Origin of the sequence: Hymenobacter montanus, from assembly GCF_014699115.1 — a bacterium.
In the GTDB taxonomy this organism is placed as follows: domain Bacteria; phylum Bacteroidota; class Bacteroidia; order Cytophagales; family Hymenobacteraceae; genus Hymenobacter; species Hymenobacter montanus.
Map to the genome: position 1 here is coordinate 22436 of NZ_JACXAD010000030.1, position 24835 is coordinate 47270.

Here is a 24835-nt window from a genome sequence, read left to right on the forward strand (position 1 = left end):
CGTGACTGGTCGCTCGGCTTTCCACATCAACGGCCTATCATAGGGGTGTTGAACAACAACGCTGAAGTGCTAGCCAGAGGTTCTCGGCGTAAAGAGGTCAGCAGCCTGTCTTGCACTCCAAGAACGATTTGATTGGCTGGTGGCTTGGCCACCCTATACACATCCTCATCAAAAAACCCCCTTGGCAGTGCCAAGGGGGTTTTGGTTAAACCGGTTGAGCGGACTATTGCACCTCTACGCGGCGAGCGAAGAGCTGGCCGTCAGCCGTCTGGCAGAGCACGGTGTAGAGGCCCGCGGCCAGGGGCATCGCCAACGTCCGCTGCACAGACCCTGTGCCGCTGAGCAGCCACTGCTGCTGGACGCTGGTGCGGCCCACCGCGTCGAGCACCCGCACCGTGGCCAGGCCCGCCACCGCGGGCAACTGCAGCGTCAGGGTGCCGCCGCTGACCACCGGGTTGGGGAACACCTGCAGCGCCGCCGCGTTAGCCTGGGCCCGCCCCGTGCTCAGCAGCGGGGCCGTGTCCACCCGCACATTGGTTAGGAACAGGTTGTTGCCGAACTGGTTGAAGGCCACGAACCGCAGGTACACCTGCTGACTAACGTAGGCCGTCAGGTCCACGTTCTCCTGCCGCCACTCCCCGGCCGCACTGGGCGTGAAGTACGCGTTGCGGGGCGTGACCGTGCCCAGGCCGGTCAGGGCGGACTTGAGGTAGGCCCGGCCCAGGCGCTGGTTGGTGCAGGCGGCGAACACGTCCACGGCCAGCGAGTCGTTGCCGTCGGCGGCCGGCGTGATCGGGGCATAGGCCAGGTCGAAGCGCAGCGTGGCCCGGGCCTGGCCGCGCAGGTCCAGCAGGGGCGACTGCAGCGAGTCGCGTTGGCCCGCGGCCTCGTAGGGACCGAACAGCAGCGAGAGGGCCGGACCGGGGGTGCCGTCTTTGCGCACGACGCTGGGCGTGTAGGCCCAGGTGATGCCTTTATCCGGGTTGAGCACGGTCCAGGGGGCGGGCAGGCCGCTGGCGAAGGTTTCGGCATAGGGCAGCGCCGCCCCGGCCTGAATCACCACGTTCTGCGTCTGGCTGGTCGAGCCATTGGCGTTGGTGGCCGTCAGCGTCACGGCATAGGTGCCGGCCGTGGCAAAGCTCACCGTCGGCGTCGGGCTGGTGCTCGTGGCCGGGCTGCCCCCGGCGAAGGTCCAGGCGTAGGTCGTGGCGCAGCGCGTGCCGGTGGTCTGGTTGGTGAAGGCCACAGTCGCCCCCGGGCACAAGGGCGTGCTGGGGCGGAAGGCGAAGGCTGCCTGGGGCACTTCGTTGGAGACGACGATGGCGCCGGGCACGGTGCGGAGGGCCGTCCCGCCAGCGGTGGTGACGATGAGTGTGACGTCGTAGCGACCGGCCGTGGGGTAGGTGACGCTGGGGCTGGCGGCGGTGCTGGTGGCGGGCGTGCCGCCGGGGAAGCTCCAGCTATAGCCCGTCACGGGCCCGAAGAGCGAGGCGTCGGTGAACTGCACGCTGCTGCCCGGGCAGATGGGGCTGGCCGGCGAGGCCGAGGCCGCGAACAGGGCCACGGGTTGCTGGGCGGCCAGCGGGCCGGTCACCGTCACGTCGTCGAAGGCCCGCCCGCCCTGCTGGGCGGGGGTGGCCGCATCGACCCGGGTGCGGCCCGAACGTTGAAAGCGAATGCGCACGTCGGGTCCCAGGGTCAGGCCGTTGGCCAGGGCGAAGGCGCTCAGGTCGACGGTGGCGGTTTGGTAGGCGGTGGTCGAGGTGCTGCCCGTCAGGTCGAGCAGACGGTACCAGGTCAGGCCGTCCACACTCAGGGCCACCCCGTCGGTGTTGCTGCTGCCGGCGAAGGTGGTGGGCATTTGCTGGTCGTCCTCATTGGCGAACTTCTTGTGGCGGAAGGTGAGGGTCCAGCCCCCGGCGGGTGCTGCTGTCAGGTTCAGGTGCAGCGTCGCCTCGCTCGTGCCGGTCCCAATGGTATAGTAGGGAAAGAAACCATCCTGAATAAGCTGCCCGGCGGCCGAGGCGGGAGCGAAGTCGCTGCGCACCAGCGAGCGGGCGGCCCCGCGGTCGGTCAGCTCCCAGCCGCGGGCCAGGCTGGGCGGGGCGTCGAAGGTCTCCGTCAGCGGCGGGGCGAGGGGGGTGGGCGGGCCAAAGATGGCGTCGTAGGCGTTGATGAGCCCGGCCCCGGTGACGTTGTCGAAACCGGGGGCGCCGAGGTCGCGGGCCGTGTTCTGCAGGCGGGTGCGCAGTTGCAGCGGCGAGAGGCTGGGCTCGGCCTGCCAGAGCAGGGCCGCGACGGCTGCCGCGTTGGGGGCAGCGGCCGACGTGCCAAAGAACAGGTACCCATCCTGCGGGTCGGGCAAAGCCCCCCCTGCGAAGAAAGTGGTGCTCACCCCATCCACGGCTGCCAGATCGGGCTTGGGCCGCGTGACGGGGGCGGGCAGCGGGGTGCCGTTCGGAGCAAACAAGATGGTGGGCGAGCCGAGAGAAGTGAATGTCTCGGGCACCAGCCGGTTGTACGAGGGCGTGGCGGCGACGGACGTCGAGTTGGTCGAGGCAGAATGCCCGTAAACAGTGCCCCCGCCAACGAAATACTCTTGCGGCAGAATAGCGTCAAGCAGCATATATTTCACCCGGGCGGGGGTAGCGGTACCCGACCGGCGAGCAATCACCAAATCGAAGAGCTCGTTGGTGGCACTGCTGGGGTTAGTGAAACGTAAAATTTCAACGGGCGTCTGAGAGGTCCGGTTATTATCGTTCGCACGGGCGACGGTGTCGCCGTTGGCCGCGAGGAAGTAGGCGTCAAGGTCGGTCTGCACCCCCGCCGTGGTGTAAAAAGGATCACTCCACTGCAAGACGATTTTAAGCGTACTGCCCTTGGGGATCCGAAACCGCTGGCGCGTATCCGAGGGGCTGCTGGCCGGCGCAAAGTTGAGGTCGGCCGAGCCATTGGCAGTGGGCAGAAACGTGGGCGTGAGGTACTCCGACGACTGATTGGCCCGGTTCCCGGCTGATGAGTAGTAGGCCACGCCGCGCTGGGTGGTTACCTCGTTCACGGCCTGTGCAATCACCCCATCCTGAAAGAAAGGCTCCGCAAAGTAGCTAACGTCATCGACGATGATTCGGCAGTTGCCACGAGCCGGATCGGCCAGGGCCCGAATGTTATCGGCAAACGAACCCTCGCCCCTGTTAGCCGTTGCGAAGGCCTGGGTGGCGCCCGGGGCGATGTCGTAAATGAGTTGCATCATGGCCCGCCCTTCATCGGTACCACCCTCGATGTCGTCGAGCACCTGCACGTTGGGGGGCAGGTCGCCCGAGGCCACATCCGCTCCGGCGCCCCCCAGCGCGTTATACGAGTCGCTGAGGGTACCAATGCGCAGCCCCTGGCCGGTATAGCTGGTGGGCCGCGCTCCCCGCACCCGGTTGGCGCCCAGTAGGAAGTCGGCTTGGCTTTGAACCTTGCCTACCTCATTATCGGGCCGCATGACGGCCAGCACGCCCAGTAGCCCCCGCTGGGCCAGCGCGCTCACGCCCGCTTGTTCAGGAGCTAGTTGAGTGAGGGGCAGGTAGCCCTCGACGAAGTGGAGCTGGGGATAGGAGCTCACCACCCGAAAGCCGCGGGCCGTGAGCTGAGGCAGCAGCGCGTTTACATCCTGGGCCGTCACGCGCACCAGCACGGCGGGCGCCGAGGCGGCAGCACCCCGTTGGGCCGCGCCAGCTTGGGGAGCGCTAACCGAAAGGTCCACGAACTCCCGCTGGAGTTGAGTGGCCGACCCCACCTGGCGTGAGCGCTGATACAGCTGCTGCAGCTCACCGCTGATGCGGGACTGGGGGTTGGGGCGGAAGCCGGGCGTGGGCCCCGGGCGCGAGACGGCGGCTTTGCGCCGCGGCGGTTGGAAATCAGGCAGGTCAGCCTGCGCCAGGGCGGAGGTTGCACTCAGTAGCGCAAGCCCCAGCAGGTAAGTTTTTTTCATAGATGGGAAAAGGCTTGGTACTATTATTATCTTAAAGGTAAATTAAAGCATCCCAGGGTAACCACACCTTGGCAGCCTAAGATCGTTTTTATGAACGGAAGGTTGCTCGATTTCCCCTCTATGTTAGTGATTTTCTATCCGCACCCCGCGTTTTTATGAACGAAAGGTTACTTCGACCTGCCTGATCGGCTGGCTAAGTGGGGCAGCTAACAGGGAACGGGCTTTGTTAAGTCCCGCTAAATAACTGCCGCGTACCGCACCCGGCCGTTATTTTACTGGCTCGGCCTGTTCCAATTAGAAATTTAGGGTCAGCTGCTGGCCTGCGGCTTGCTGGACACTGGTCAGGTTGGACAGCGACAGCCCCAGCAGCCGCACCCCCTTCGCCAGCGGAAACAACGACTCTACCAGCTCCCGACCAATGCGCTCCAGCTCGGCTCGGCTCGGAATAGGCCCCACACTGCTGCGGCTGCGCGTAATTTGTTTAAAATCAGAGAATTTTGCCTTCAGCGTGACGGTGCGGCCCAGGACGCCAGTGCGTTGGCAGTACTCCCATACTTCTTCCAGCGCGGGCCGCAACCCGGCCAGCAGCTCCGGAAAGAGGGTTAGGTCCTGAGCAAACGTGGTTTCTGAGCCCACCGACTTGCGCGGGCGGTCGGCTACTACGGGGCGCGAATCTTGAGCCTGGGCAATGGCGTGGTAGTAGTGCCCGGCCTTACCAAACTGCTGCTGCAAAAACTCGATGCTTTGCCGCCGCAAATCAGCTCCCGTGAAAATGCCCAGCTGATTCATTTTGGCCGCCGTAACCGGCCCCACCCCGTGAAACTGACCCACCGCCAGCCCCTCCACGAACGCCACACCCTGCTCGGGCCGAATCACAAATTGCCCATTGGGCTTGCGGTAATCAGACGCCAGCTTGGCTAAGAACTTATTGTAGGAGATGCCCGCCGAAGCCGTCAGCTGCGTTTGGGCGAAGATTCGGGTCCGAATTTCCTGAGCTACCTGGGTGGCCGAAGCCAGCTGCTTCAGGTTGTGGGTCACGTCGAGGTAGGCCTCATCCAATGAAACGGGCTCTACCAGTGGCGTGTACTCGGCGAAGATGGCCCGAATTTGCCGCGACACCTCTTTGTAGACCGCAAACCGGGGCGAAACGAACACTAGCTCCGGGCACTTGCGCAGCGCCGTGGCCGAGGGCATAGCCGACCGTACCCCGTACTGGCGGGCCTCGTAGCTGGCCGCGGCTACCACGCCCCGTTCCCGAGCGCCCCCAACCGCTACGGGGCGCCCTCGCAGCTCCGGTTGGTCGCGCTGCTCCACCGAAGCATAAAAAGCATCCATATCTAAATGAATGATTTTGCGAATGAGCGGTTCAACCACTATTTTTGCTATTTGTTCCGACAAAGATAAATGCGCGCCTGGCCGCCGCGCATTTTGCGTTTGCAGCGAATTGAGAGGGGGTGCTGATTTTTTAGAAATTAATTTTTAGGGCTCAACGCTCACATTTCTTGAAAGTTAATATAAACATAATCTTGAGGTTTATTTCTTAAACCGCAATTGTTTTGCTTACCTTTGCGGCAGATAACCTTGTGGGGTGGCGGAATTGGCAGACGCGCTAGCCTATCTCGCTAGTACAATTAGAGGTTCGAGTCCTCTCTTCACAGCACAAGCCCCGGTCGCATTTCGCGCCGGGGCTTTTTGCTTACCAGCGGCCGGGACACCCTTATGTAACAGCCTCGTTACCCAGGCTGAAGGTCCTCGGCTGTTCGTCCTTTTTGCTACCCAGTTCAGTTACCGGCTGACCCTTGCCCGTAGATTACCCGAGGCGGACCGGGGCCTTTCTGCGCGACAGGGAGCGTTTACGTTTGGCCCTCGGCGGGCGGCGCTCGGCTTTGCGCTCGGCCCGCATCAGCAGGCGCTCGGGCAGGCGGGCAATCAGGCGGTCGCGCACGTACTGGGCCAAGCAGGAAAGTGGTACCGTGCGCGTGGTACGCAGGAACTGGGCCACCTCCCGGCCCCGCAGCGTGCTGGCCCCAGCCAGGCCCCTGGCCAGCAGAAACTGCTTCACCTCTTCGAGCAGCAGCAGCTTGGCGATGGGAGCGGGCTCCACCCTGGCGTTGTACCCAGCGGCGCGGTAGACACGCAACCCCGCGGCCGTGGCGACCAGCACGCCCACCCACTCGGGAAGCCGGGGCAGCAGCTTGGGCAGGTGCTTTTCGGTTACCACGAAGGTGACGAAATCGTACACTTCGCCGTAGCAGCGCAGTTGGTTGGCCACCCGCTGCAGGGTGTCGCCGTCGCCCTTTACCTCGTAGCCGTGCATGAAATCGGACGTGATGTGCACTACATCGGCGCGAGTGGTGCCGGTGGGCAGCTCATCGATGTACACGCCACCCGTGAGCAAGGGGTAAAGCAGGGCGCGGATTTCCGGATCGTTCATGGCAGCTCCAAAAGTAAGCCGGTTGGCGGCTGGCGGCAACTCCGACTGGGGGCCAACAGCACCTCTACCCTGGGGGTCAGTGGGTTGGGCAGCAAGCAGTAGCCGGCTTATTGGGGGCTGGCCAGACGAGGTACGGGCCGGGGCGCGATTTGTGCGGAACTGGTTTCTCAGTAAGAACTCCCATCACAAGCCGTGTTTATTGGGATAAACTGCGTGAAACCCAAACTGAACTTTGTGTAGAGTGCAGGAGTCTCGCAATGGGACCAGCTCTTTCTTCTGGCTACGAGGCTGGGCAAAATGCACCTTTTCTGTTTCTGATAGATTCTAGCATTAATTCTACAGTGCTCCACGGGGCCCCTGGCGACATTCCAAGCTCAAGCAAGCGGGCCTCGTTACAAGCAAGACTATTAGGCGTTCTTCTTGAGTAATTCCACCCTCCCCTCCTTCTGCTCGTCCGGCTATGGTTCGTATTTTTTTAGTTGATGACCATCCCATAGTTCGGGATGGCATTCGGTCGTTGCTGGAACGCGAGCTGACTCTGCAAGTAGTGGGCTCGGCCAGCAATGGGCAGGAACTGCTCGACCAGCTACCCGATACCCCCACCGACCTGGTCTTGGTCGACATCAACATGCCCGTGCTGGACGGCTATGCCACGACCCTGCGGCTGCGTGAGGAGTATCCTGACGTGCGTATCCTGGCCCTTTCCATGCTGGCGGAAGAACTCTACATCGGACGCATGTTCGAGGCTGGCGCCAGCGGCTACGTGCTCAAGAGCGCTGGCAAAGAAGAGATCCTGCACGCTATTCGGCAGGTGATGGATGGCAAGCACTTCTTATCGTCGGAGGTGGGCTTGGCCATGCTGCACAAAGTACTGGAGTGGACTACTAGCAGCGGGCCGGCGGCAACTACCCCAAAAGCCCCGCTGCTGTCGAAACGCGAGATGGAGGTGCTACAGCTAATTGCCGAAGGCTTAACCAACGCGGAAATTGCCGACCAGCTCTTCACCAGCAAGCGCACCATGGAGACTCACCGCCAGAACATCCTGGAAAAAACCCAGGCCAAAAACACGGCCGCGCTCATTAAGCTGGCCCTGGCGGAAGGGTGGATTAAGTAGCAGGGCAGCGAACTTCCGCCCGCTGGGCCACTCCAACAGCAAATAGAGCCGTTTCCTAGTGAGTATACCCGACGTCTGGCTCCCTCTCCTGCGGCTTCGCGCCTCCAGCGAACCGGAGTCGTACCCGGGAGGGTTTCTCGCCTGCGCCTGGTACACGGAGTTGAATCCCGCTATAAAACAGCATGATTTAGTAACAAATTAGCTCTGGCCGGTGAAAAAAGCTCCGGTGCTAATGCTAATCTGACAGTCCTTGAGCCGGCCTTGCCCAGCCCTATGCCGCTACTAGCTTCCATCGCTTACTCATGCTGGTGACGGCTCGAGCCAACAATATTTTCACGCTCCCTACGGTTGAATAAAGTGGTGAAAATCTTTTGCCATTCGGTAATATTCCCTTCTTGAGAAGGCAACCCTGACCCACGTACTTTGCCCTTTCCTCTGTACCTTGCCGTGAGTCTGATTTACCCCTCGGCCGCGAGCGAAGCTGCACCAACCAGCAGCAAACCCTGCGCGACGAGGCCGAAAACAAGGTCCACATTAGTGGTTCAGTTGCTTCGTTGCACCTCTTTGCATGTCCCGAAAAAAGGTTTTGTTTCTCATCGGCTCGCCCAACCAAACCACGCAGATGCACCAAATCGCGCAGCTGCTGGAAGACGAGTTTGAGCCCTACTTCAGCCAACTGTACTACGATGGCTGGCAGCGCGGCTTCTACCGGTTTCTGCTCTGGACCGGCGGGCTGGATCGGACCATCGTTACCGGTCCCATCAAGGCCAAGGCTGATAAGTACTTGGCCGAGCATGGCTTGAACAACGATTTTGAGGCCCGGCAGTTCGGCAATACCTATGATCTACTCGTGTGTTGCTCCGACGTCATCGTGCCTTGGCCACTAGTGCGCACCACCAAAACCGTGTTTGTGCAGGAAGGAATGACTGACCCGCTCAACTGGTGGTGCCGCCTCATCCGCAAGCTCAATTGGATGCCGATTCTGGCTATTGGCACCGCTCTCAACGGCCTGGCGAACTGCTGCGACGTGTACTGCGTGGCTTCGGAGGGCTACAAAGAGCATTTTGCCTACGTGGGTGTCGACCGTGACAAGCTCATCGTGACGGGCATTCCCAACTTCGATAACGTGGAGCAAGTGCGCCACAACGACTTCCCGCACCGCGACTACGTACTGGTGGCCACCTCTGACTTACGGGAGACCTACACCCCCGAGAACCGGCCGAAGTTCATCCGGCAGTGTGCCCGCATCGCCGCGGGCCGGCCGATGATTTTTAAGCTCCACCCCAATGAGAAGCTGCCCCGCGCGGTGGAGGAAATTAAGCAGCACGCCCCGCCCGGCACGCTCATCTACACCGAAGGCAACACCGACCACATGATTGCCAACTGCGCCGAGCTCATCACCCAATATTCGACCGTGGTGTATGTTGGCCTGATTTTGGGTAAGCCCGTGCATTCCTATTTCGACGTGGAAGACCTCAAACGCAAGCAGCCGTGGCAGAACGGTGGTACCTCAGCGCGGCGCATCGCGGCTATTTGCCGGGGCTTCAGCAACTTCGAAGGCAGCGGGCCGGAGTTTCTGCGCCAGTACCGGCCCGAGGAGTTTGCCCCTTCTGCAGCGGGCAACGGCTCCTTAGCGGTCCATTAGCCTGTTTTTAGAAGATTAGTAGCAACGAACACCCTGCTTTTTTGGCTGATTCACTCTCATTTTTCCGCATATTCCAAGCTGCTCCCCGACTACGGCATACCACCCTTTTCTAAAACATGGCCGCTCCCTCCATCCTGACCGTTGTACAAGCCCGCGTGGGCTCCTCGCGGCTGCCCGGCAAGGTGTTGCTGCCGCTGGCCGGTGAGCCGCTGCTCGTGCGCATGGTGCAGCGGGTGCAGCGGGCCCGCCATGCGGGTACCGTGGTGGTAGCCACCACCACCGACGACCGCGACGACGCTGTTGCCGCCTGCTGCGCAACTCACGGCTTGCCTTGCTTTCGCGGCCACGCCCTCGACCTGCTCGACCGCCATTACCAGGCGGCCCGTCACTACCGGGCCGGGGTCGTAGTGAAAATTCCTTCCGACTGCTCCCTCATCGACCCCGCCGTGATTGACCAGGTGCTGGCCGTTTACCTGGAAAGCCCCGACCGCTACGACTTCGTGAGCAACCTGCACCCCGCCACGTTCCCCGATGGCAACGACGTGGAGGTAATGCGCTTTGAAGCGCTGGAAACGGCTTGGTGCGAAGCTAGTCGGCCCTTGGAGCGCGAGCACACCACGCCCTTTTTCTGGGAAAACCCCGACCGCTTCCGCCTGGCCAACGTGCCCTACGAAACCGGCCAGGACTTGTCGATGAGCCACCGCTGGACCATCGACTACCCCGAAGACTATGCCTTCATTAAGGCTGTGTACGAGGCGCTTTACCCGGGCAACCCGACGTTCGGGCTGTCCGACATCCTTAATCTCCTCAACCAGCGCCCCGACATTGCCCAGCTCAATGCTCACCTGACCGGCGTGAACTGGTACCGCAACCACCTCGATGAGCTGAAAACCATCGACGCCTCCCAAACAAGAAAAATATAGCGGCTCATAGATGGTTCGTTGTTTAATGCGGGCTATCCACGAGCCGCTATTATTTTAGTTACATTATACCGAACCAGCTGTTAGCAACCAACCACGGCCCACCAGCAACTTAACAGCTATCAACCAACAATCCGCCCCCATGACCCCTGAGAAACGACAGAATCTGGAAGCGCTGGCCCTGCGGGTGCGCGAGCACATTGTGCGCCTAAGCACCGATGGCGGCTGCTTCACGGGCGCCTCGCTTTCCTGCGCCGACTTACTGGTATACCTCTACGCCGACTACCTGAACGTGCGCCCCGACAACCTGACGGACCCCGGGCGGGACTACCTCTTCCTATCGAAGGGCCACGACGTGCCGGCCCTGTACGGCACCTTCGTGGAGTTGGGCTTGCTGGACAAGGACCGCCTGGCCCGGCACCTGAGCACCGACGACCACATTTACTGGCACCCCAACCGCCACGTGCCGGGGGTGGAGTTCCACTCGGGCTCGCTCGGCCACCTGCCCAGCGTAGCCCTGGGGGTGGCCCTGGACTGCCGGCTGCGCGGCCAGGACAACAAGATTATCGTCGTCACCGGCGACGGGGAGCTTAACGAGGGCTCAGTGTGGGAAGCCCTGCTGGTGGCCAGCGCCCACCGGGTGAACAACCTCACGCTGGTGGTCGACCGCAACCAGTTCCAGGCCAACGTGGCAACCGAAGACCTGATTCCCCTGGAGCCGCTGGCCCCCAAGTTTGAGGCTTTTGGCGCCGTCGTACGCCGCATCGATGGGCACGATTTTGACCAACTGGCCACGGCCTTTTCGGCCCTGCCCTTCTCGGAAGATAAGCCCTCGGTTATCATCTGCGACACGGTGCGCGGCCGGGGCCTACCCAGCATCGAGGCCCGGGCCGACCGCTGGTTCTGTAACTTCTCGGCCGAGGAAGTGGAGGAGCTGCTACGCGAGCTGCACAGCCAGGAAGCAACTTCTTTAACCAGCGAAACGCTCACCGTACGCTAAAAATCACCTATATAGATCGTCCTGCTCACCCGGCGGCCGCGCCACCGCAGCAGGAGGTTTCCCGAACAGAATCCATGACTTACGAAGAACTTATCAAGCAAACTGCCTTGGCCGATGACCGCCTGGTGGTGATGACGGCCGAAAACCGCGCCCTTATTCGCAACCTGCCGCCGGTGCTCGGCCCCCGCTTTATCGACACCGGCATCACCGAGCAAACCCTGATCGGCGCGGCGGCGGGCCTGGCGCTGCGCGGGCGGGTGCCGGTGGTACACGCGCTGGCGACTTTCCTCACGCTGCGGGCCTTCGAGTTCATTCGCACCGACGTGGGCATCGCCCACCTGCCCGTGAAGCTCAGCGGCTTCGTACCCGGCTTTTTGTCTGATGGCAACGGCCCTACTCACCAGGCCATTGAGGACGTGAGCCTGATGCGGGGCATCCCCGGCATGACGGTTTTCGCGCCGGCCGACGAAGCCGACATGCTCGCCATGCTGCCGGCCATCTGGGCCTCGCCCGATCCGGCTTACGTGCGCATCAACACGCGCCCGGCTACTTACGAGCACGCCCCGTTTGAGCTGGGCAAGGCCGAAATTGTAGCGGAGGGCCGCGACGTAATCATCCTCACCTACGGCATGCTGTTCGAGCAAACGCTGGTGGCCCGCGAGCTGCTGCAAGCTCAAGGCAAGTCGGTGGGTCTCATCAACCTGCGCAGCCTCAAGCCCGTGGACGAAGCCGCCCTGCTGGCGGCGGCCCGGAGCGGCGCACTCCTGGTTACGGTAGAGGATCATTTCATTACCGGAGGGCTGTACTCGATTCTGGCCGAAGTGCTGCTACGCCACCAGCTCACGGCGCGGGTACTGCCCCTGGCCCTGGAAGAGCGCTGGTACCGCCCCGGCCGGCTGGGCGCCGTGCTGGAGCACGAAGGCTTCACGGGCCAGCACCTTGCCCGCCGCATCGCCACCGCCCTGGGCGAGGCCAGCGAAGACATTGCCGCTGGCCCGGCCGTGTTGGAAACCCAGTTTGCCGAATAGTTAGCCGTTGTGCCGGCCATGCCCGCTACCCTGCCGGGTAGGTGGCGCAGCAAGCCCAAGCCGAAGTATTTCGTGAGCCGCAACCGACCTATTCGTTGGATGAGGTCAACGAGGCCTCCGCTCGGCTTAACGGTGCTTCCCGCTGCTCGGCACAACGGCTCTGGTTACCTGGCACGACCGTTGTTACTGCTCGGCCCGACTGCCTCTTATTGCTTTTCTTACTCAGTCTTTTTCCGTGATGCCCAATACCGTTTCCTTCAACCAGAACTACCCCAACATTACGCAGTCGGATGCCTTGTACGCCCGCGCCAGCCGCATCATGACGCCCGTGACCCAGACCCTGGCTAAGGGCCCGGGCCAGTACACTAAAGGCGTTTCGCCCAAGTACGTGAAGCGCGGGCAAGGCTCCCACATCTGGGATGTGGACGGCAACGAGTTTATCGATTACCAAATGGGCATCGGCCCGATTTCGCTCGGGTACGCCTACCCGCGCGTTGACGACGCCATTCGGGCCCAGCTACAGGATGGCATCACCTTCTCGATGATGCACGAGCTGGAAGTCCAGTTGGCGGAGCTGATTCACGACATTATCCCCAACGCGGAAAGTATTCGCATCAGCAAGACGGGGGCGGATGTGTGCTCGGCCGCGGTGCGCGTGGCCCGCGCCTTCACCGGCCGCGACAAGGTGCTCTGCTGCGGCTACCACGGCTGGCACGACTGGTACATCGGCACCACCAGCCGCGACCAGGGCATTCCATCGGGAGTGAAAGAATTGACGGCAGCCTTTGAGTACAACAACCTCGACTCGCTGAAAGCCCTGCTCGATGCCGACGTGGCCTGCGTGATTCTGGAGCCCTTTATTTTCGACGCACCCAAGGACAACTTCCTGCACGAAGTGGCCCGCCTCTGCCGGGAAAATGGTACGCTGCTGATTTTTGATGAGATGTGGACCGGATTCCGCATCGCCGTGGGCGGCGCGCAGGAGTATTTCGGCATCACCCCCGATCTGGCCGTGTACTCCAAAGCCTTCGCCAACGGCATGCCCATTGCCCTACTTACCGGCCGGCGCGATGTTATGGAGCTGTTTGAGCAGGACGTTTTCTTCTTTACCACCTTCGGCGGCGAAGCCCTCAGCATGGCCGCCGCCCTGGCCACCATCGCCGAAATGCGCGAGCAGAACGTGCCCGCCCGCCTCGCCGAGCAAGGCAAAAAGCTCAAGGACGGCTACAACGAGATTGCCGCCGAGCTGGGGCTGAGCGCCTACACCAAGTGCTACGGCTACGACTGCCGCACGATTGTCACATTCGACGCTTCGGCCGGCAACCCATTGGAGATAAAAGCCTTTATGCAGCAGGAGCTGTTTAAGCGCGGCATTCTGTGGGGTGGTTTTCACAACATGTGCTTCTCGCATTCGGATGAGGACGTGGCCCACACGCTGGCCGCGTACCGCGACGTGCTGCCCCTGCTAAAAGAAGCCATTACCGCGGGCGACGTGGCCAGCCGGTTGCTGGGCGAGCCCGTGGAAGCCGTATTCCGCAAAGTGACGAATGCCGCACCGGTGAAGGCGAAGTAATTGTGCCGCGCCGTCGGAGCGTTTCTACGGGCAACGGCGAGGACTAATGAGGACTAGGCCGCTTACTTGAACTATTAATCAATCTCAAATCTCCTTCGCCGCTACGGGGCGGAACGCGCCGTGAAGGCGGCGCGCCACAGTATGGACTTATTCTCCCTAACGAACAAAACCGCCATTGTTACTGGTGCCTGTGGGCTCATTGGCCAGCAGCACTGCGCGGCGCTTGCCGCGGCCGGGGCCAACGTTGTGGTGGCTGACCTCAACGGCGAAGCCTGCGCCGCGGTGGCGGCCCAGCTGCCCGGCGGCCCCCACCTGCCCCTGGCAGTTAACGTGGTCAGCCCCGAGTCGCTGGCGGCGGCGCGCGACCAGATTTTAGCCCAGTTTGGGCACATTGACGTGCTGGTGAACAATGCCGCCATCAACGACATGTTCGAGAACCCGGCGCTGGCAGCCGACTTGTCGAAGTTCGAAAACTTTCCGCTGAGCACTTGGCAGCAGTCGCTGGAAGTAAACGTAACCGGCGTTTTCCTGGCCGCTCAGGTCTTTGGCACACCCATGGCGGGGCAGGGCCACGGCAGCATCATCAATGTGGCCAGCACCTACGGACTGGTGGGGCCGGACCAGAGCATTTACGTGAACGCCCAGGGCGAGCAGACCTTTTTCAAATCGCCTTCGTATCCGGCCACCAAGGGGGCGGTTATCAGCTTCACCCGGTACCTGGCGGCTTACTGGGGCAAGCGCGGTGTGCGCGTCAATACCCTTTCGCCGGGGGGAGTGGAGAATAACCAGGATAATTTTTTCATTCAGCAGTACAGCGCCAAGACCCCTTTGGGCCGGATGGCCTCGGCCTCGGATTATCAAGGCGCTGTGGTATTTCTGGCCTCGGATGCTTCTGCTTATATGACGGGCGCCAATTTAGTGGTCGACGGGGGCTGGACGGCCATCTGATTTTTATGGCTTGGCTACCAGGCGCTACTTGGTAACTATTTCATAAACTTACTAATTGGGTCCGGTCAAGCGCATCCTGCATCTTTATTGCTCACCTACTTTCTGTTTCTCTTTCGTGCTGGAAATGACCTAAATAAATCGGTAAACCTGCCGCGTGGCCCACTGTAGCACGAATTGGCCGCACTCTTCGTTGCCAGCTCCCCATTCTACCGGCCGGCAATGGATAGCCAACGCCGGGCAGCAAGCGCCGGAGTCGCTTTTTCTCCTTCTCCACCTTTTTTCGAACATTAAATTTTCCTTTATGAACGCCATTGAAATTCGCAAAAACCGGTTTATTGGTGCCGGCCATCCTGCTTACATCATTGCTGAAATCGGTATCAATCACAATGGTTCGCTGGACCTGGCCAAGCAGCTCATCGCCGAGGCGGTGCGCGCCGGCTGCGACGCGGTAAAGTTCCAGAAGCGTACTCCGGAGCTGTGCGTGCCCAAAGACCAGTGGGAGAAAGAGCGCGACACTCCCTGGGGCCGCATGACTTACATCGACTACAAGCGGCGCACCGAGTTCGGGCTGGCCGAATACACGGCCATTGACGACTACTGCCGCGCGCTGGGCGTGGATTGGTTTGCCTCGTGCTGGGACGAGCCATCGGTGGATTTCATTGAGCAGTTCCAACCCGTGCTCTACAAGATGGCTTCTGCCTCCCTCACCGACCGGCCCCTGCTGGAGCGTGTGCGCGCCACCGGCCGCCCCCTGATGCTGAGCACGGGTATGTCGACCCTGAATGAAATTACCCAGGCCGTCGACTGGGTAGGTACCGAGAACCTGCTCATCGCCCATTCCACGTCCGCTTACCCCTGCCCGCCGCAGGAGCTGAACCTCCGCATGGTGCCAGCCCTGCAGGCTATGTTTCCCGGCTTGCCCATTGGCTATTCAGGCCACGAAACCGGCCTGGCCACCACCGTGGCGGCCGTGGCCCTGGGTGCTTGCTTCATCGAGCGTCACTTCACCCTCGACCGGGCCATGTGGGGCTCCGACCACGCCGCCTCCGTGGAGCCGGGTGGCATGGCCAAGCTGGTGCGCGACATCCGGGACGTGGAAGAGTCGCTGGGCGACGGCCAAAAGCGGGTGTACGACAGCGAGCTGGAGCCCCGCCGCCGCCTGCGCCGCGAGTTAGCACCGGCCGCAGTGACGCCGTCGTTAACTTGAGCGCCGCCGAAACCTGGGCGGCGGGGCCGGGGTTTAGCAGGCGGCCGGCTTACGGGCAGCAAGGCCCCGCCCGCCGGCTAGCCGCCCTCCCCCGCTCACCACTACTACGAACTGCTGCCTGCTGAACCATGAAACACGTTGAGGTCATCACCACGGTCATCCTGCTGAGCTGGGTGGCCGTGGTGATTTTACTGGAAAAGTGCTTTCCCTACCGCAAGGGGCTCCCTTTTTTCCGCGAGGGCTTCTGGACCGACTTGGTGCTCTACACCTTGGTGCAGAGCTACGCGCTGAAAATCGTCATTTTCGACCTGATTATTCAGCCGCTCGACCAGCACTTTGGCTTTTCGAAGCTGCACCTTGTAACCGGCTGGCCGGTGTGGGGGCAGGTGCTGTTTTTTGTGGTGACCCATGATTTTTACATCTACTGGTTTCACCGCTTTCAGCACCACAATCCGTTCTTCTGGCGCACCCACGAGGCGCACCACTCGGGCAAGCAGGTTGATTGGCTGGCGGGTTCGCGTTCCCACGCAGTCGAAATTCTCATCAACCAGACCATTGAGTTTGCGCCCATTATCCTGCTCGGAGCCGACCCCGTGGTGGTTCCCATCAAGGCGCTGATCGACGCGGTGTGGGGCATCTACATTCACGCCAACATCGACGTGAAATCGGGGCGCTTACAGTACTTCATTAACGGCCCGGAAATGCACCTCTGGCACCACGCCGACCACCAGGAGGTCTTCCATGCTAACTTCTCGACCAAGTTTGCCTTCTGGGACTGGCTGTTTGGCACGGCGTATCTACCCGGCCATAAGCCCGCGAAGTGGGGGCTGTATTACGCCTTTCCGAAGGACTATTTCCTGCAGCACGTGTTCTCCGTGAAGCGCTTCGATGAGCGCCGGCTGCTGCGTTATTCCCTCTTTCGGCGCTATTATTATCTACGCCCAGCCCTGTGGCGGTGGCTGCGCACGGTTCTGTTCCGTAGAAAGCCGGCTACGACTCCCGTAGCTTCACGGCTTTCCACCTGAGCACGAATTGCTCTTTTACTTTCCCGCCAATGCCCTGGATTTATCTGGTTGTGGCCTCGCTGTTTGAAGTGGCCTGGACCTACAGCCTCAAAAGCCTTAGTATCCAAAAGATTCGCGCCCTCGACTGGCTGCACCTGCACCAGCAGCCCGGCGAATTGCTGACACTGGTGCCCCTGCTGGGCTACATCGCTTTCGGAGTGGGCAACGTCGTGTTTCTATCGCTGGCCATGCGCCAGATTCCCACGGCCACGGCCTACGCCACCTGGATGGCCCTGGCCGTCGTGGGCCTGCGAATAGTCGACAGCGTAATTCTCAAACAGCCTTTTTCGCTGATGCATCTGCTGTACACTTCCATGATTATCGCGGGAGTACTGGGCCTACGGCGCCTGGAGTAAGGGCCGATAAACCAGGCAGCGCTCGTCTCACCAGCCAAAGGCTATTCCCCGGTGCCCCCTGCATCGTTATTACAGCGATTCTGAGGTTACAGGAGCATTTCTCGTCTGACTCCCCTCTCCCCCACTGCGCATAAAGCAGATGCGATGCGGGTCCGGCCCTGTGGGGGTCAGGTGAGGTTCCAGCAGAACGCCCCTGATACCAACCACCGCTAAGCGCCCGGCATAGGTGACCGGCGGACAAGCGACCCACCGGGCCCGGGTTCGCGGCGCTTCGGCATGACGGCAATTATTTATGCACCGTCTCGAAGCTCCTGTGCAGCCAGGGACCTACTGTAGCCTGCCGCTCCGAAGTATGACGCGCTTCCATAATGCCCTGGGCCCGCGGGGCCGCTAGGCTACCCGCCGGCGGCTCAACCACTCCACCAACGAGTGGCGCGGCATGGCGGCGAGCCTGGTTGATGGCTTGCTACCTGACCAGTAGCACCTTCTTGCGGTTTCGCGCCGGGTAGTTCACGCAGGCCATTCTACTCGCTCGTGCACCGCGTAGCCGGTAGCCACTACGATCCCGTCCTCGGTGAGCGTCGCCACCGACAGCCACTTAGCTTCGTCGAGGTGCAGGATGCGCACGGGAAAGAGCTTCTTAAACCACGGAAAGCGCTGGAACACGGTCTTCCCTACCAGGCCTGCGCGCAGCGAATGTTTGGCTTCAAAGGCCAGCCGAAACGGTCCAACCCGCACCTCGTCGTCGCCAATGTGCCCGGTGTCGACGTAGCGAGTGCCGTTGTGAAACACCAGGTGTCGGGGTTCGGGGCCCTCCCATTTTATCCACACCAGGTAGTGTCCCGGCGCCACTAAGCGGCCCCAGCGAAGCGTCTGCAGGGGTAGGTGCCAGGGCGGCAGGGTCAGCGTTAGCTTCTCCACATAGCCCAGCCCGTGCAGCACGGTTTCTCCCATCACCACCTGCGCCGTGGCCGCGGGCAAGCAGCATTCCCACAGCACGCTGCCGTGGGCAGTTTCCAGCAGCAGCTCGCGCAGGGCCGGTGCCTGCTGTTGCCAGGTGCCTCGCACACCCCGCTGTTTTAAGGTAAACAGCGCCTGGTCTTCACTCAGCCCGGCCTGGGCCGGTTGCCCGAAGCTGGCGGAAGCGAAGCGCGTACCGGGCGGCTCAAACCGCAGCAGGTTCGTGAAGCGAAAGGTCAGCCCTTTCCACCGCAGCTCACTATCGTAACAAATGGCGAGGTGGCCGGTCGTTGGGTCCACCACATCGGCGTACCACTTATGGAGTTGGAAGGCGGGCATATGCGCCCCAAGATAGGACCCGCCCGGCGCTTCCGGCCCCTGCTCCTTACGGCCGGGCCATCCGGCAAGCCGGGCGCGCCGCCCCCGCGGCTCCTGCTGAATGGACCGGCCGCAGGCCATAAAGGCTCAGAGGCTGTTTGCCTTAGCCGATTCGCCGGTTCCTGCATTAGAACTTAGAGCTTAGAACTCAAAACTTAGAATATCGCCTTTCTTTAGCCCTAAGCCAACTCCTTCCTTTCTCAGTTCTCCGCTCTAGGTTCTAGGTTCTAAGTTCTAAGTTCTAGGTTCTAAGCTCTAAGTTCTAAAAGCTAATTCAAACAGCTTCTCCGTTCCGACTATATCCGTCTTTGCTTCGTTCCTACTTTGTCCGTAACCAGAAACCCTGTACCTTTGCGGGCCCGTAGCAAATGGCAACGGGTGCTCATATGCGGATATGGCGAAATTGGTAGACGTGCCAGACTTAGGATCTGGTGCCGCAAGGCGTGTGGGTTCGAGTCCCTCTATCCGCACTTTTTTGATGTTAGGCCTTCAGTCGCATAGGCTGAAGGCTTTTTTTTCAACTTTTCAACCTGGCCAGCGGAAGCCGGCTCCCTTGTTTTGAACATTACCCTGGATAAGAACGACGAGCAGCTGACTGGGCTGCTGACGGTGCAGCTGACCGAAGCCGACTACGCGCCGACGGTTGACAAGCAAATCAAAGACTACACCAAGCGCGCCCAGGTGAAAGGCTTCCGGCCGGGCATGGTGCCGGTGGGGATGGTGCGCAAGATGTACGGCAAAGGCATTCTGGCCGAGGAAATCAACAAAATCCTGGGCAAGGCCGTGGATTCCTACATCAAGGAAAACAACATCCGGCTGCTGGGAGAGCCGCTGCCGGTACCAAGCAACGTCGATTTTGATACCGACAAAGACTTCGACTTTCAGTTTGAGCTGGGCCTGCTGCCCGACTTTCAGCTGCCCGCCGACGGGGCTTTGCAGGTGGAGCGCCACCAGGTGACCATCGACGAGGAAACCCTGGCGCAAACCAACGAGCAGATTGCCCGTCAGTACGGCGAGACGACTAACCCCGAGGCGTCGGAAGCGGGCGACTACCTCTTCGGCAAGCTGAAGAAGGCCGATGAGGAAGGCGAAGGCCGGACCGTGCTGCTGCCCATTAAGAAAGTAACCGGCGACGTTGCTCCGTTCATCGGCAAGAAGGCGGGCGACTCGATTACGTTTGATCTGCAAGCAGCCTTCAGCAACGACGCGGCTTCGATTTCGAACTTTTCGGGCTTGAGCAAGGAGGAAGCCGCGGCGGCCACCGGCGACTACGTGCTGAACGTGGAAAAAGTGAATCGCACGGCCGCGCCCGAGTTTAACCAGGAGCTGTTCGATAAGGTGTTCGGCCCCGAGGCCGTTTCCTCGCCGGAAGAGTTCGACGCCAAGGTGCGCGAGACCATTCAATCGAACTACGACCGCGAGAGCGAGGGTGCCCTGAACAACCGCATTGTGGAGCAGCTTGTGAGCACGGTGGACATTCGGGTACCCACGGAGTTTTTTAAGAAGTGGCTGGTGCGCGCCAACGAAGGCAAGCTGACGCCCGAGAAAGTGGAAGAGCACTACAGCGACTACGAGAAAGAGCTGAAGTGGAGCATGATTCGCAACAAGGTGGTGGAAGAAGCCGGCCTGAAGGTGAGCAACGACGAGATTGTGAACCGCACCCTCGACAAAATCATGGGCCAGTTCAACATGCCGAACATGCCCGACGAGATGCGCGAGTCGATGCGCAGCTACGCCGACAGCTACCTCAAGCAAGACAATGGCAAGAACTACATCAACGAGTACGAGGCCATTCTGGCAGAGAAAGTGCTGGCAAACCTGCGCGGCAAAGTTGTTGTTACCGACAAGCCCGTAACGGCCGAAGAATTCCGGACGCTGCACAGCTAGTTGCTGCGCGGCCCCGTCTTTTGGAAAAGCCCTTACGGTAGCGTAGGGGCTTTTTTAATTGATTTCCCAACAACCTTTGCTTACTTCGGCCGTCTTTCTAACCTCACCTGCGCACGCCTAAAGCACGCATCACTATTCCTTACAAATGCTGAATAAACAAGAGTTTCGCAAGTTCGCCGTGAAGGGCCAGGGCCTCAGTGGCCTGGGCGTGGACCAGTACCTGAACCATATGGAGGGCCTGGCCCGCCAGAACTTCACCGGCATGACCCGCTCGGTAATCGAGGAGCGCCCCACCCGCTTCGCCGAAATCGACGTGTTTTCGCGCCTTATCATGGATCGGATTGTCTTTCTGGGCACGGCCGTGGACGACTACATCGCCAACATCCTGACGGCGCAGATGCTGTTCCTGGAATCGGCCGACGCGAAGAAGGACATCCTGCTCTACATCAACTCGCCCGGGGGCTCGGTGTACGCCGGCTTGGGTATTTACGACACCATGCAGTACGTGAACCCGGACGTGGCCACGATCTGTACCGGCCTGGCCGCTTCGATGGGGGCCGTGCTGCTGGCCGGGGGAGCCGCAAACAAGCGCTCGGCCCTCCCCCACGCCCGGGTGATGATTCACCAGCCTTCGGGGGGCGCGCAGGGACAGTCGTCGGACATTGAAATCACGGCCCGCGAGATTCTTAAGCTGAAGAAAGAGCTGTATGACATTCTGGCGCAGCACACCGGCAAAACCTACCAGGAAATCCACGATAACTCGGACCGCGACTACTGGATGCGGGCGGATGAGGCCAAAGAATACGGCCTGATTGACGAGGTGCTGGAGAAGAAAAAAGCCTAATTGCGGGTTTAACCCACTTGCTTTTACAAAAAACCTCTGCTGGCTTAGCAGAGGTTTTTTGTGGAGGCGTCAGGAAGCAAACGCAGTGAGAACCTGACGCAATATTCTTTTATCCAGTCTATTCGTGCTATATCACCAGCGAAAGCGCTTATTGACTCACCTGCGATTAATTTGTGGACAGCCGCACTAGCCCTGCGCTGCGAGCCGTGGCGGGCTGCTGAATCTCATCTGCTCGCCCCGACTCTGCCAGCTCAGAATTTGGCCGTGAGCCCTGCCTTCAGGTAAGTTTGATCGTAGCCAAGTTCGGCGAAAGCACCTATGTTTTCGCTGAAAAAGTAGCGCCCGCCCGCAAACAGGCCCGAGGCAAGCTCATTGGCACTGGCCGTACCCGTATTGTAGAAGCTGCTGCCTTCAAAAGAAACGCCGGCGTGCCGCAAACCAAGGCCTAGCCCGCCGTAGGCATCCAACTGTGGCAACACCGGGTAATGGAATGCTCCGCGCACCATTATGGTAACGTCGGTGTACTTCCATTTATCGCCAATAAAACTGTAGGTGGCTCCCTGGTAGCCCACAAAACCGCCCACGCCCAACACCCCCGGGCCCAGCGGCATGATGCCCCGCTCGTAGGACAGGCTGATGGCGGGCCCCACCGATGTACTACCACCCAAAAACCCCACGCCATAGCTGTAGCGGTTGCCTAGCCCAATACCTAGGTTTACGACATTGGTGCCCACTTCAAAAGTTCCGCCACCGGCAGCGACAGAGTTGGGGCGCGCTGCCGGCGCCGGAGCCGGCGCCGGCCTTGGCGCGGGGGCTGGCGCCGCAGTGCCAGTAGGAGGTGCGGCGGGCTTGGCTGCTGGCTTCACGGGAGGCTTTGCGGCGGGTTTGGCCGCGGGCTTGCGGGTGGTTTGCGCCTGGGCAGCAGCCAGTGGTAAAGCAGCCAGCGACGTGAGTGCCAGCAGAGAGCAGAAGTACTTTTTCATCAGCGATAAGAAAAGAAGTGGTGTAGGAAAGGTGAATACTGGGCTGTTAGCCAGTATTGGAGGAACAAGATTGTGGTGTGGCCCCACCGGGCGGCTCACGGCAGCTTCGGTAGAGTGGATGGCGGGAGCAGCAGCCCGAGCGGCGAATTCATCGCCACCCTTGCTAGCCCGTTGGTGAGGGTGCCCGCTACGGTTGCGGTGGTGGACCATACGGCCGGGGTGGTAAGTCCACTAGCAGCTTTTCCAGAGGCAGAGGGCCATACCAGTTGTGCTTTGCCCACCGGATGCTCTCATGGCACAGCGGCCGGGGCCTTGGGAGCAGGCAGCACGGTGCCCTTATTGGGGAGCCGCTCAAATCCGCCGGGACCTCCTTGTTAGCGGGGCCTCCCATGCTAACAGTAGTATAAGCCGGCACCACAGCCTATCATAGTAGCCGCGCCCAAGAACGTCGAGCCCGCACTATTAAGGCCAGTAGCTCACACCAAAGTAGGTGAACAGGAACGCCGCGTAGGGTTTTTCATAGCGTCAGCGAAAAGGGAAAAAGAGGTAATGGCGGTTGGTAAGGTCATAAAAGCGGTAGTCCCGTCCAGATGCTATTCACTTGCATTGCAAATCATTCGCGGACTTTAAACGGCTTCCATACTCGTTGGTTACTCATTAGCCTTTGTTGTCGTCCTCTGAATTTACTTTAAATAAATAGGCTCAAAAGCCTAATTGGTTGCAAATAGATACTTTATCATCTGCTTAGCTTGTAAGAAGTGCTTTAAACAGTTACTGGGTTGCTTGCGAGCCGTCGGGTTTTCCGCGGCAAGTCTTCGATGAGACTGGGGGCAGGCAACCCTCCGTTCAATATCAGCGTCCTTAACTGCCCGACGGAGGAGCCGAAAACAAAGTGCTACTCCATGAACTTTGTGCGAGGCGAAGTTTTTAAAGGCTACGCCTCTATCGGTCAAGGGCAGTATTCAGGCTTTTGCTGAATCACACGCTTTTCCCAACGCGGACGTCAGCCCTGTTGTACCTTTGAGCCCGCTTGTTTAAAAAAGAGCCCCTTCCACCCCTACTCTATTCCTCATTCCGTGGCCGAAATATCCTGTTCCTTTTGCAATAAGAGCAAGCGCGAAGTCGCCGTTATGATTTCGGGTATCAACGCCCATATCTGCGAGAAATGCGTGGGTCAGGCCCAGCACATCCTCAACGAAGAGGCCAAGGCTCAGGACGCAAGCAAGCAGCCCAAGTTTAACCTCATTAAGCCCCGCGCCATCAAGGAGCACCTTGACCAATACGTGGTGGGCCAGGACGAAGCCAAGCGCGTGATGTCGGTGGCCGTGTACAACCACTACAAGCGCCTGATGCAAAAGCCCCAGGACGACGAGGTGCAGATCGAGAAGTCGAACATCATTATGGTGGGCGAAACGGGCACCGGCAAAACTTTCCTGGCCCGCATGCTGGCCAAGATTCTGCAAGTGCCTTTCTGCATCGCCGACGCGACCGTGCTGACGGAAGCCGGCTACGTGGGCGAAGATGTAGAGAGCATTCTTACCCGCCTGCTCCAAGCGGCCGACTACAACCTCGAAGCGGCCGAGCGCGGCATCGTGTACATCGACGAAATCGACAAGATTGCCCGCAAGAGCGACAACCCCAGCATCACGCGCGACGTGAGCGGCGAAGGCGTACAGCAGGCCCTGCTGAAGCTGCTCGAAGGCACGGCCATCAACGTGCCGCCCCAAGGGGGCCGCAAGCACCCCGAGCAAAAAATGATTTCGGTGAACACCGAAAACATTCTCTTCATCTGCGGCGGTGCCTTTTCGGGCCTCGACCGCATCATCAAAAGCCGCTTGAACACCAAGCCGCTGGGCTTCGCCAAAACCAACCTGGAAGAGCAGATCGACACCGAGAACTTCCTGCGCTACGTGTCGGCTCAGGACATCAAGAGCTTCGGCCTCATCCCGGAGCTCATCGGCCGCCTGCCCGTGCTTACCCACCTCAACCCGCTGGACCGCACTACGCTGCGCATGATTCTGACCGAGCCCAAAAACTCGCTCGTGAAGCAGTACAAGCGCCTGTTCAACATGGAAAACATTAAGCTCGACTTCACGGAAGAAGCGCTCGAATACATCGTGGAGAAGGCCGATGAGTACCGCCTCGGGGCCCGGGGCCTGCGCTCGATCTGCGAGAGCATCATGACCGATGCCATGTTCGAGATGCCCTCGCAGGACGGGGCCGACGAGCTACTGATTAACCTGAGCTACTGCCGCAGCAAGTTCGAGAAGTCGACGCTACGACATATGCGGGCCGCTTAGGCTGAGACCGCCTCGCTGGCGGAGCAGTGCTTTGACCAGCTAAAGGGAAGCTTGACCAGGGTCCGGCTTCCCTTTTTTTATTGCCTCGAATTGCGGACCAGTTCGATGAGTTCTCATTGCGGTTGACGAGGGCACCTCCGGTAGGGACCAAGTATTCCGTTGGTTCAGAGCGGGGTCATTCAGCCGGTGTAGGTACTGGCAGACCCAGTTTGGCACGG

General features: G+C 60.5%; 18 protein-coding genes and 2 tRNA genes. 15 read left to right on the plus strand and 5 right to left on the minus strand.

The features are described from left to right. Window positions 1-223 precede the first annotated feature (223 nt). Both IC235_RS20015 and dinB read right to left on the minus strand, forming a co-directional pair. Window positions 224-3976 carry a PKD domain-containing protein gene (locus IC235_RS20015; RefSeq protein WP_191006988.1) on the minus strand — a complete coding sequence of 1251 codons (3753 nt, stop codon included), beginning with the start codon at window positions 3974-3976 and terminating at the stop codon, window positions 224-226. A gap of 294 nt (window positions 3977-4270) precedes the next feature. Beyond that, window positions 4271-5350, minus strand: coding sequence for a DNA polymerase IV (dinB, locus tag IC235_RS20020; RefSeq protein WP_191006989.1), 1080 nt, complete (start codon window positions 5348-5350; stop codon window positions 4271-4273). Between the two features lie 208 nt (window positions 5351-5558). Here dinB and IC235_RS20025 point away from each other — a divergent pair. Next, window positions 5559-5634 (plus strand) — tRNA-Asp (locus IC235_RS20025). A 152-nt stretch (window positions 5635-5786) separates the two neighbouring features. Here IC235_RS20025 and IC235_RS20030 read toward each other — a convergent pair. Continuing rightward, window positions 5787-6410, minus strand: a complete 624-nt coding sequence (locus tag IC235_RS20030) for a sce7726 family protein (RefSeq protein WP_191006990.1) — start codon at window positions 6408-6410, stop codon at window positions 5787-5789. A 460-nt stretch (window positions 6411-6870) separates the two neighbouring features. Here IC235_RS20030 and IC235_RS20035 point away from each other — a divergent pair, with 460 nt between their 5' ends. From IC235_RS20035 to IC235_RS20080, 10 genes are all read left to right on the plus strand, one after another. After that, entirely contained in the window at window positions 6871-7524 is a 654-nt protein-coding gene (locus IC235_RS20035) for a response regulator (RefSeq protein ID WP_191006991.1), read from the plus strand. Between the two features lie 568 nt (window positions 7525-8092). Next, a complete protein-coding gene (locus IC235_RS20040; RefSeq protein ID WP_191006992.1) occupies window positions 8093-9169 on the plus strand; it encodes a hypothetical protein in 1077 nt (358 codons plus the stop codon). A gap of 116 nt (window positions 9170-9285) precedes the next feature. Beyond that, complete coding sequence (locus tag IC235_RS20045) at window positions 9286-10092, plus strand: cytidylyltransferase domain-containing protein (protein ID WP_191006993.1); 807 nt, start codon at window positions 9286-9288, stop codon at window positions 10090-10092. Window positions 10093-10231: 139 nt separating this feature from the next. Then, window positions 10232-11089, plus strand: coding sequence for a transketolase (locus tag IC235_RS20050; RefSeq protein ID WP_191006994.1), 858 nt, complete (start codon window positions 10232-10234; stop codon window positions 11087-11089). A 74-nt stretch (window positions 11090-11163) separates the two neighbouring features. After that, window positions 11164-12117 (plus strand): transketolase family protein, encoded by a 954-nt coding sequence (locus IC235_RS20055; RefSeq protein ID WP_191006995.1) that lies wholly within the window; start codon window positions 11164-11166, stop codon window positions 12115-12117. Window positions 12118-12355: 238 nt separating this feature from the next. Next, entirely contained in the window at window positions 12356-13690 is a 1335-nt protein-coding gene (locus IC235_RS20060) for an aminotransferase class III-fold pyridoxal phosphate-dependent enzyme (protein ID WP_191006996.1), read from the plus strand. A gap of 141 nt (window positions 13691-13831) precedes the next feature. After that, a complete protein-coding gene (locus tag IC235_RS20065) occupies window positions 13832-14638 on the plus strand; it encodes an SDR family oxidoreductase (RefSeq protein ID WP_191006997.1) in 807 nt (268 codons plus the stop codon). Window positions 14639-14939: 301 nt separating this feature from the next. Then, window positions 14940-15845 carry an N-acetylneuraminate synthase family protein gene (locus IC235_RS20070; protein ID WP_191006998.1) on the plus strand — a complete coding sequence of 302 codons (906 nt, stop codon included), beginning with the start codon at window positions 14940-14942 and terminating at the stop codon, window positions 15843-15845. Between the two features lie 128 nt (window positions 15846-15973). Beyond that, the gene (locus IC235_RS20075) at window positions 15974-16870 is read left to right on the plus strand and encodes a sterol desaturase family protein (protein WP_191006999.1); all 897 of its coding nucleotides are present in this window, start codon (window positions 15974-15976) and stop codon (window positions 16868-16870) included. A gap of 29 nt (window positions 16871-16899) precedes the next feature. Further along, entirely contained in the window at window positions 16900-17265 is a 366-nt protein-coding gene (locus IC235_RS20080) for a DMT family transporter (protein ID WP_191007000.1), read from the plus strand. 510 nt (window positions 17266-17775) lie between these two features. Here IC235_RS20080 and IC235_RS20085 read toward each other — a convergent pair. Next, window positions 17776-18564: a hypothetical protein gene (locus IC235_RS20085; RefSeq protein WP_191007001.1), complete on the minus strand. Its 789-nt coding sequence runs from the start codon at window positions 18562-18564 to the stop codon at window positions 17776-17778. Between the two features lie 427 nt (window positions 18565-18991). On the opposite strand from IC235_RS20085, the gene IC235_RS20090 reads away from it, so the two are divergent. From IC235_RS20090 to IC235_RS20100, 3 genes are all read left to right on the plus strand, one after another. Continuing rightward, window positions 18992-19073, plus strand: a tRNA-Leu gene (locus IC235_RS20090). A gap of 88 nt (window positions 19074-19161) precedes the next feature. Then, entirely contained in the window at window positions 19162-20490 is a 1329-nt protein-coding gene (tig, locus tag IC235_RS20095; protein WP_191007002.1) for a trigger factor, read from the plus strand. Window positions 20491-20635: 145 nt separating this feature from the next. Further along, window positions 20636-21334: a ClpP family protease gene (locus tag IC235_RS20100; protein ID WP_191007003.1), complete on the plus strand. Its 699-nt coding sequence runs from the start codon at window positions 20636-20638 to the stop codon at window positions 21332-21334. A 251-nt stretch (window positions 21335-21585) separates the two neighbouring features. Here IC235_RS20100 and IC235_RS20105 read toward each other — a convergent pair whose 3' ends face one another. Next, a complete protein-coding gene (locus IC235_RS20105) occupies window positions 21586-22317 on the minus strand; it encodes a hypothetical protein (RefSeq protein WP_191007004.1) in 732 nt (243 codons plus the stop codon). A 1076-nt stretch (window positions 22318-23393) separates the two neighbouring features. Between IC235_RS20105 and clpX the strand changes: the two genes are divergently transcribed. Further along, the gene (gene clpX, locus IC235_RS20110; protein WP_191007005.1) at window positions 23394-24617 is read left to right on the plus strand and encodes an ATP-dependent Clp protease ATP-binding subunit ClpX; all 1224 of its coding nucleotides are present in this window, start codon (window positions 23394-23396) and stop codon (window positions 24615-24617) included. The last annotated feature ends 218 nt before the right edge of the window (window positions 24618-24835 follow it).

Coding starts and splice junctions, on each gene's coding strand:
- IC235_RS20055 (WP_191006995.1), top strand. CDS start 11,164: ATGACTTACGAAGAACTTATCAAGCAAACTGCCTTGGCCGATGACCGC.
- IC235_RS20030 (WP_191006990.1), bottom strand. CDS start 6,410: ATGAACGATCCGGAAATCCGCGCCCTGCTTTACCCCTTGCTCACGGGT.
- IC235_RS20070 (WP_191006998.1), top strand. CDS start 14,940: ATGAACGCCATTGAAATTCGCAAAAACCGGTTTATTGGTGCCGGCCAT.
- IC235_RS20075 (WP_191006999.1), top strand. CDS start 15,974: ATGAAACACGTTGAGGTCATCACCACGGTCATCCTGCTGAGCTGGGTG.
- IC235_RS20100 (WP_191007003.1), top strand. CDS start 20,636: ATGCTGAATAAACAAGAGTTTCGCAAGTTCGCCGTGAAGGGCCAGGGC.
- IC235_RS20045 (WP_191006993.1), top strand. CDS start 9,286: ATGGCCGCTCCCTCCATCCTGACCGTTGTACAAGCCCGCGTGGGCTCC.
- IC235_RS20015 (WP_191006988.1), bottom strand. CDS start 3,976: ATGAAAAAAACTTACCTGCTGGGGCTTGCGCTACTGAGTGCAACCTCC.
- IC235_RS20035 (WP_191006991.1), top strand. CDS start 6,871: ATGGTTCGTATTTTTTTAGTTGATGACCATCCCATAGTTCGGGATGGC.
- IC235_RS20040 (WP_191006992.1), top strand. CDS start 8,093: ATGTCCCGAAAAAAGGTTTTGTTTCTCATCGGCTCGCCCAACCAAACC.
- IC235_RS20080 (WP_191007000.1), top strand. CDS start 16,900: ATGCCCTGGATTTATCTGGTTGTGGCCTCGCTGTTTGAAGTGGCCTGG.
- IC235_RS20060 (WP_191006996.1), top strand. CDS start 12,356: ATGCCCAATACCGTTTCCTTCAACCAGAACTACCCCAACATTACGCAG.
- IC235_RS20085 (WP_191007001.1), bottom strand. CDS start 18,564: ATGCCCGCCTTCCAACTCCATAAGTGGTACGCCGATGTGGTGGACCCA.
- IC235_RS20065 (WP_191006997.1), top strand. CDS start 13,832: ATGGACTTATTCTCCCTAACGAACAAAACCGCCATTGTTACTGGTGCC.
- IC235_RS20050 (WP_191006994.1), top strand. CDS start 10,232: ATGACCCCTGAGAAACGACAGAATCTGGAAGCGCTGGCCCTGCGGGTG.
- IC235_RS20105 (WP_191007004.1), bottom strand. CDS start 22,317: ATGAAAAAGTACTTCTGCTCTCTGCTGGCACTCACGTCGCTGGCTGCT.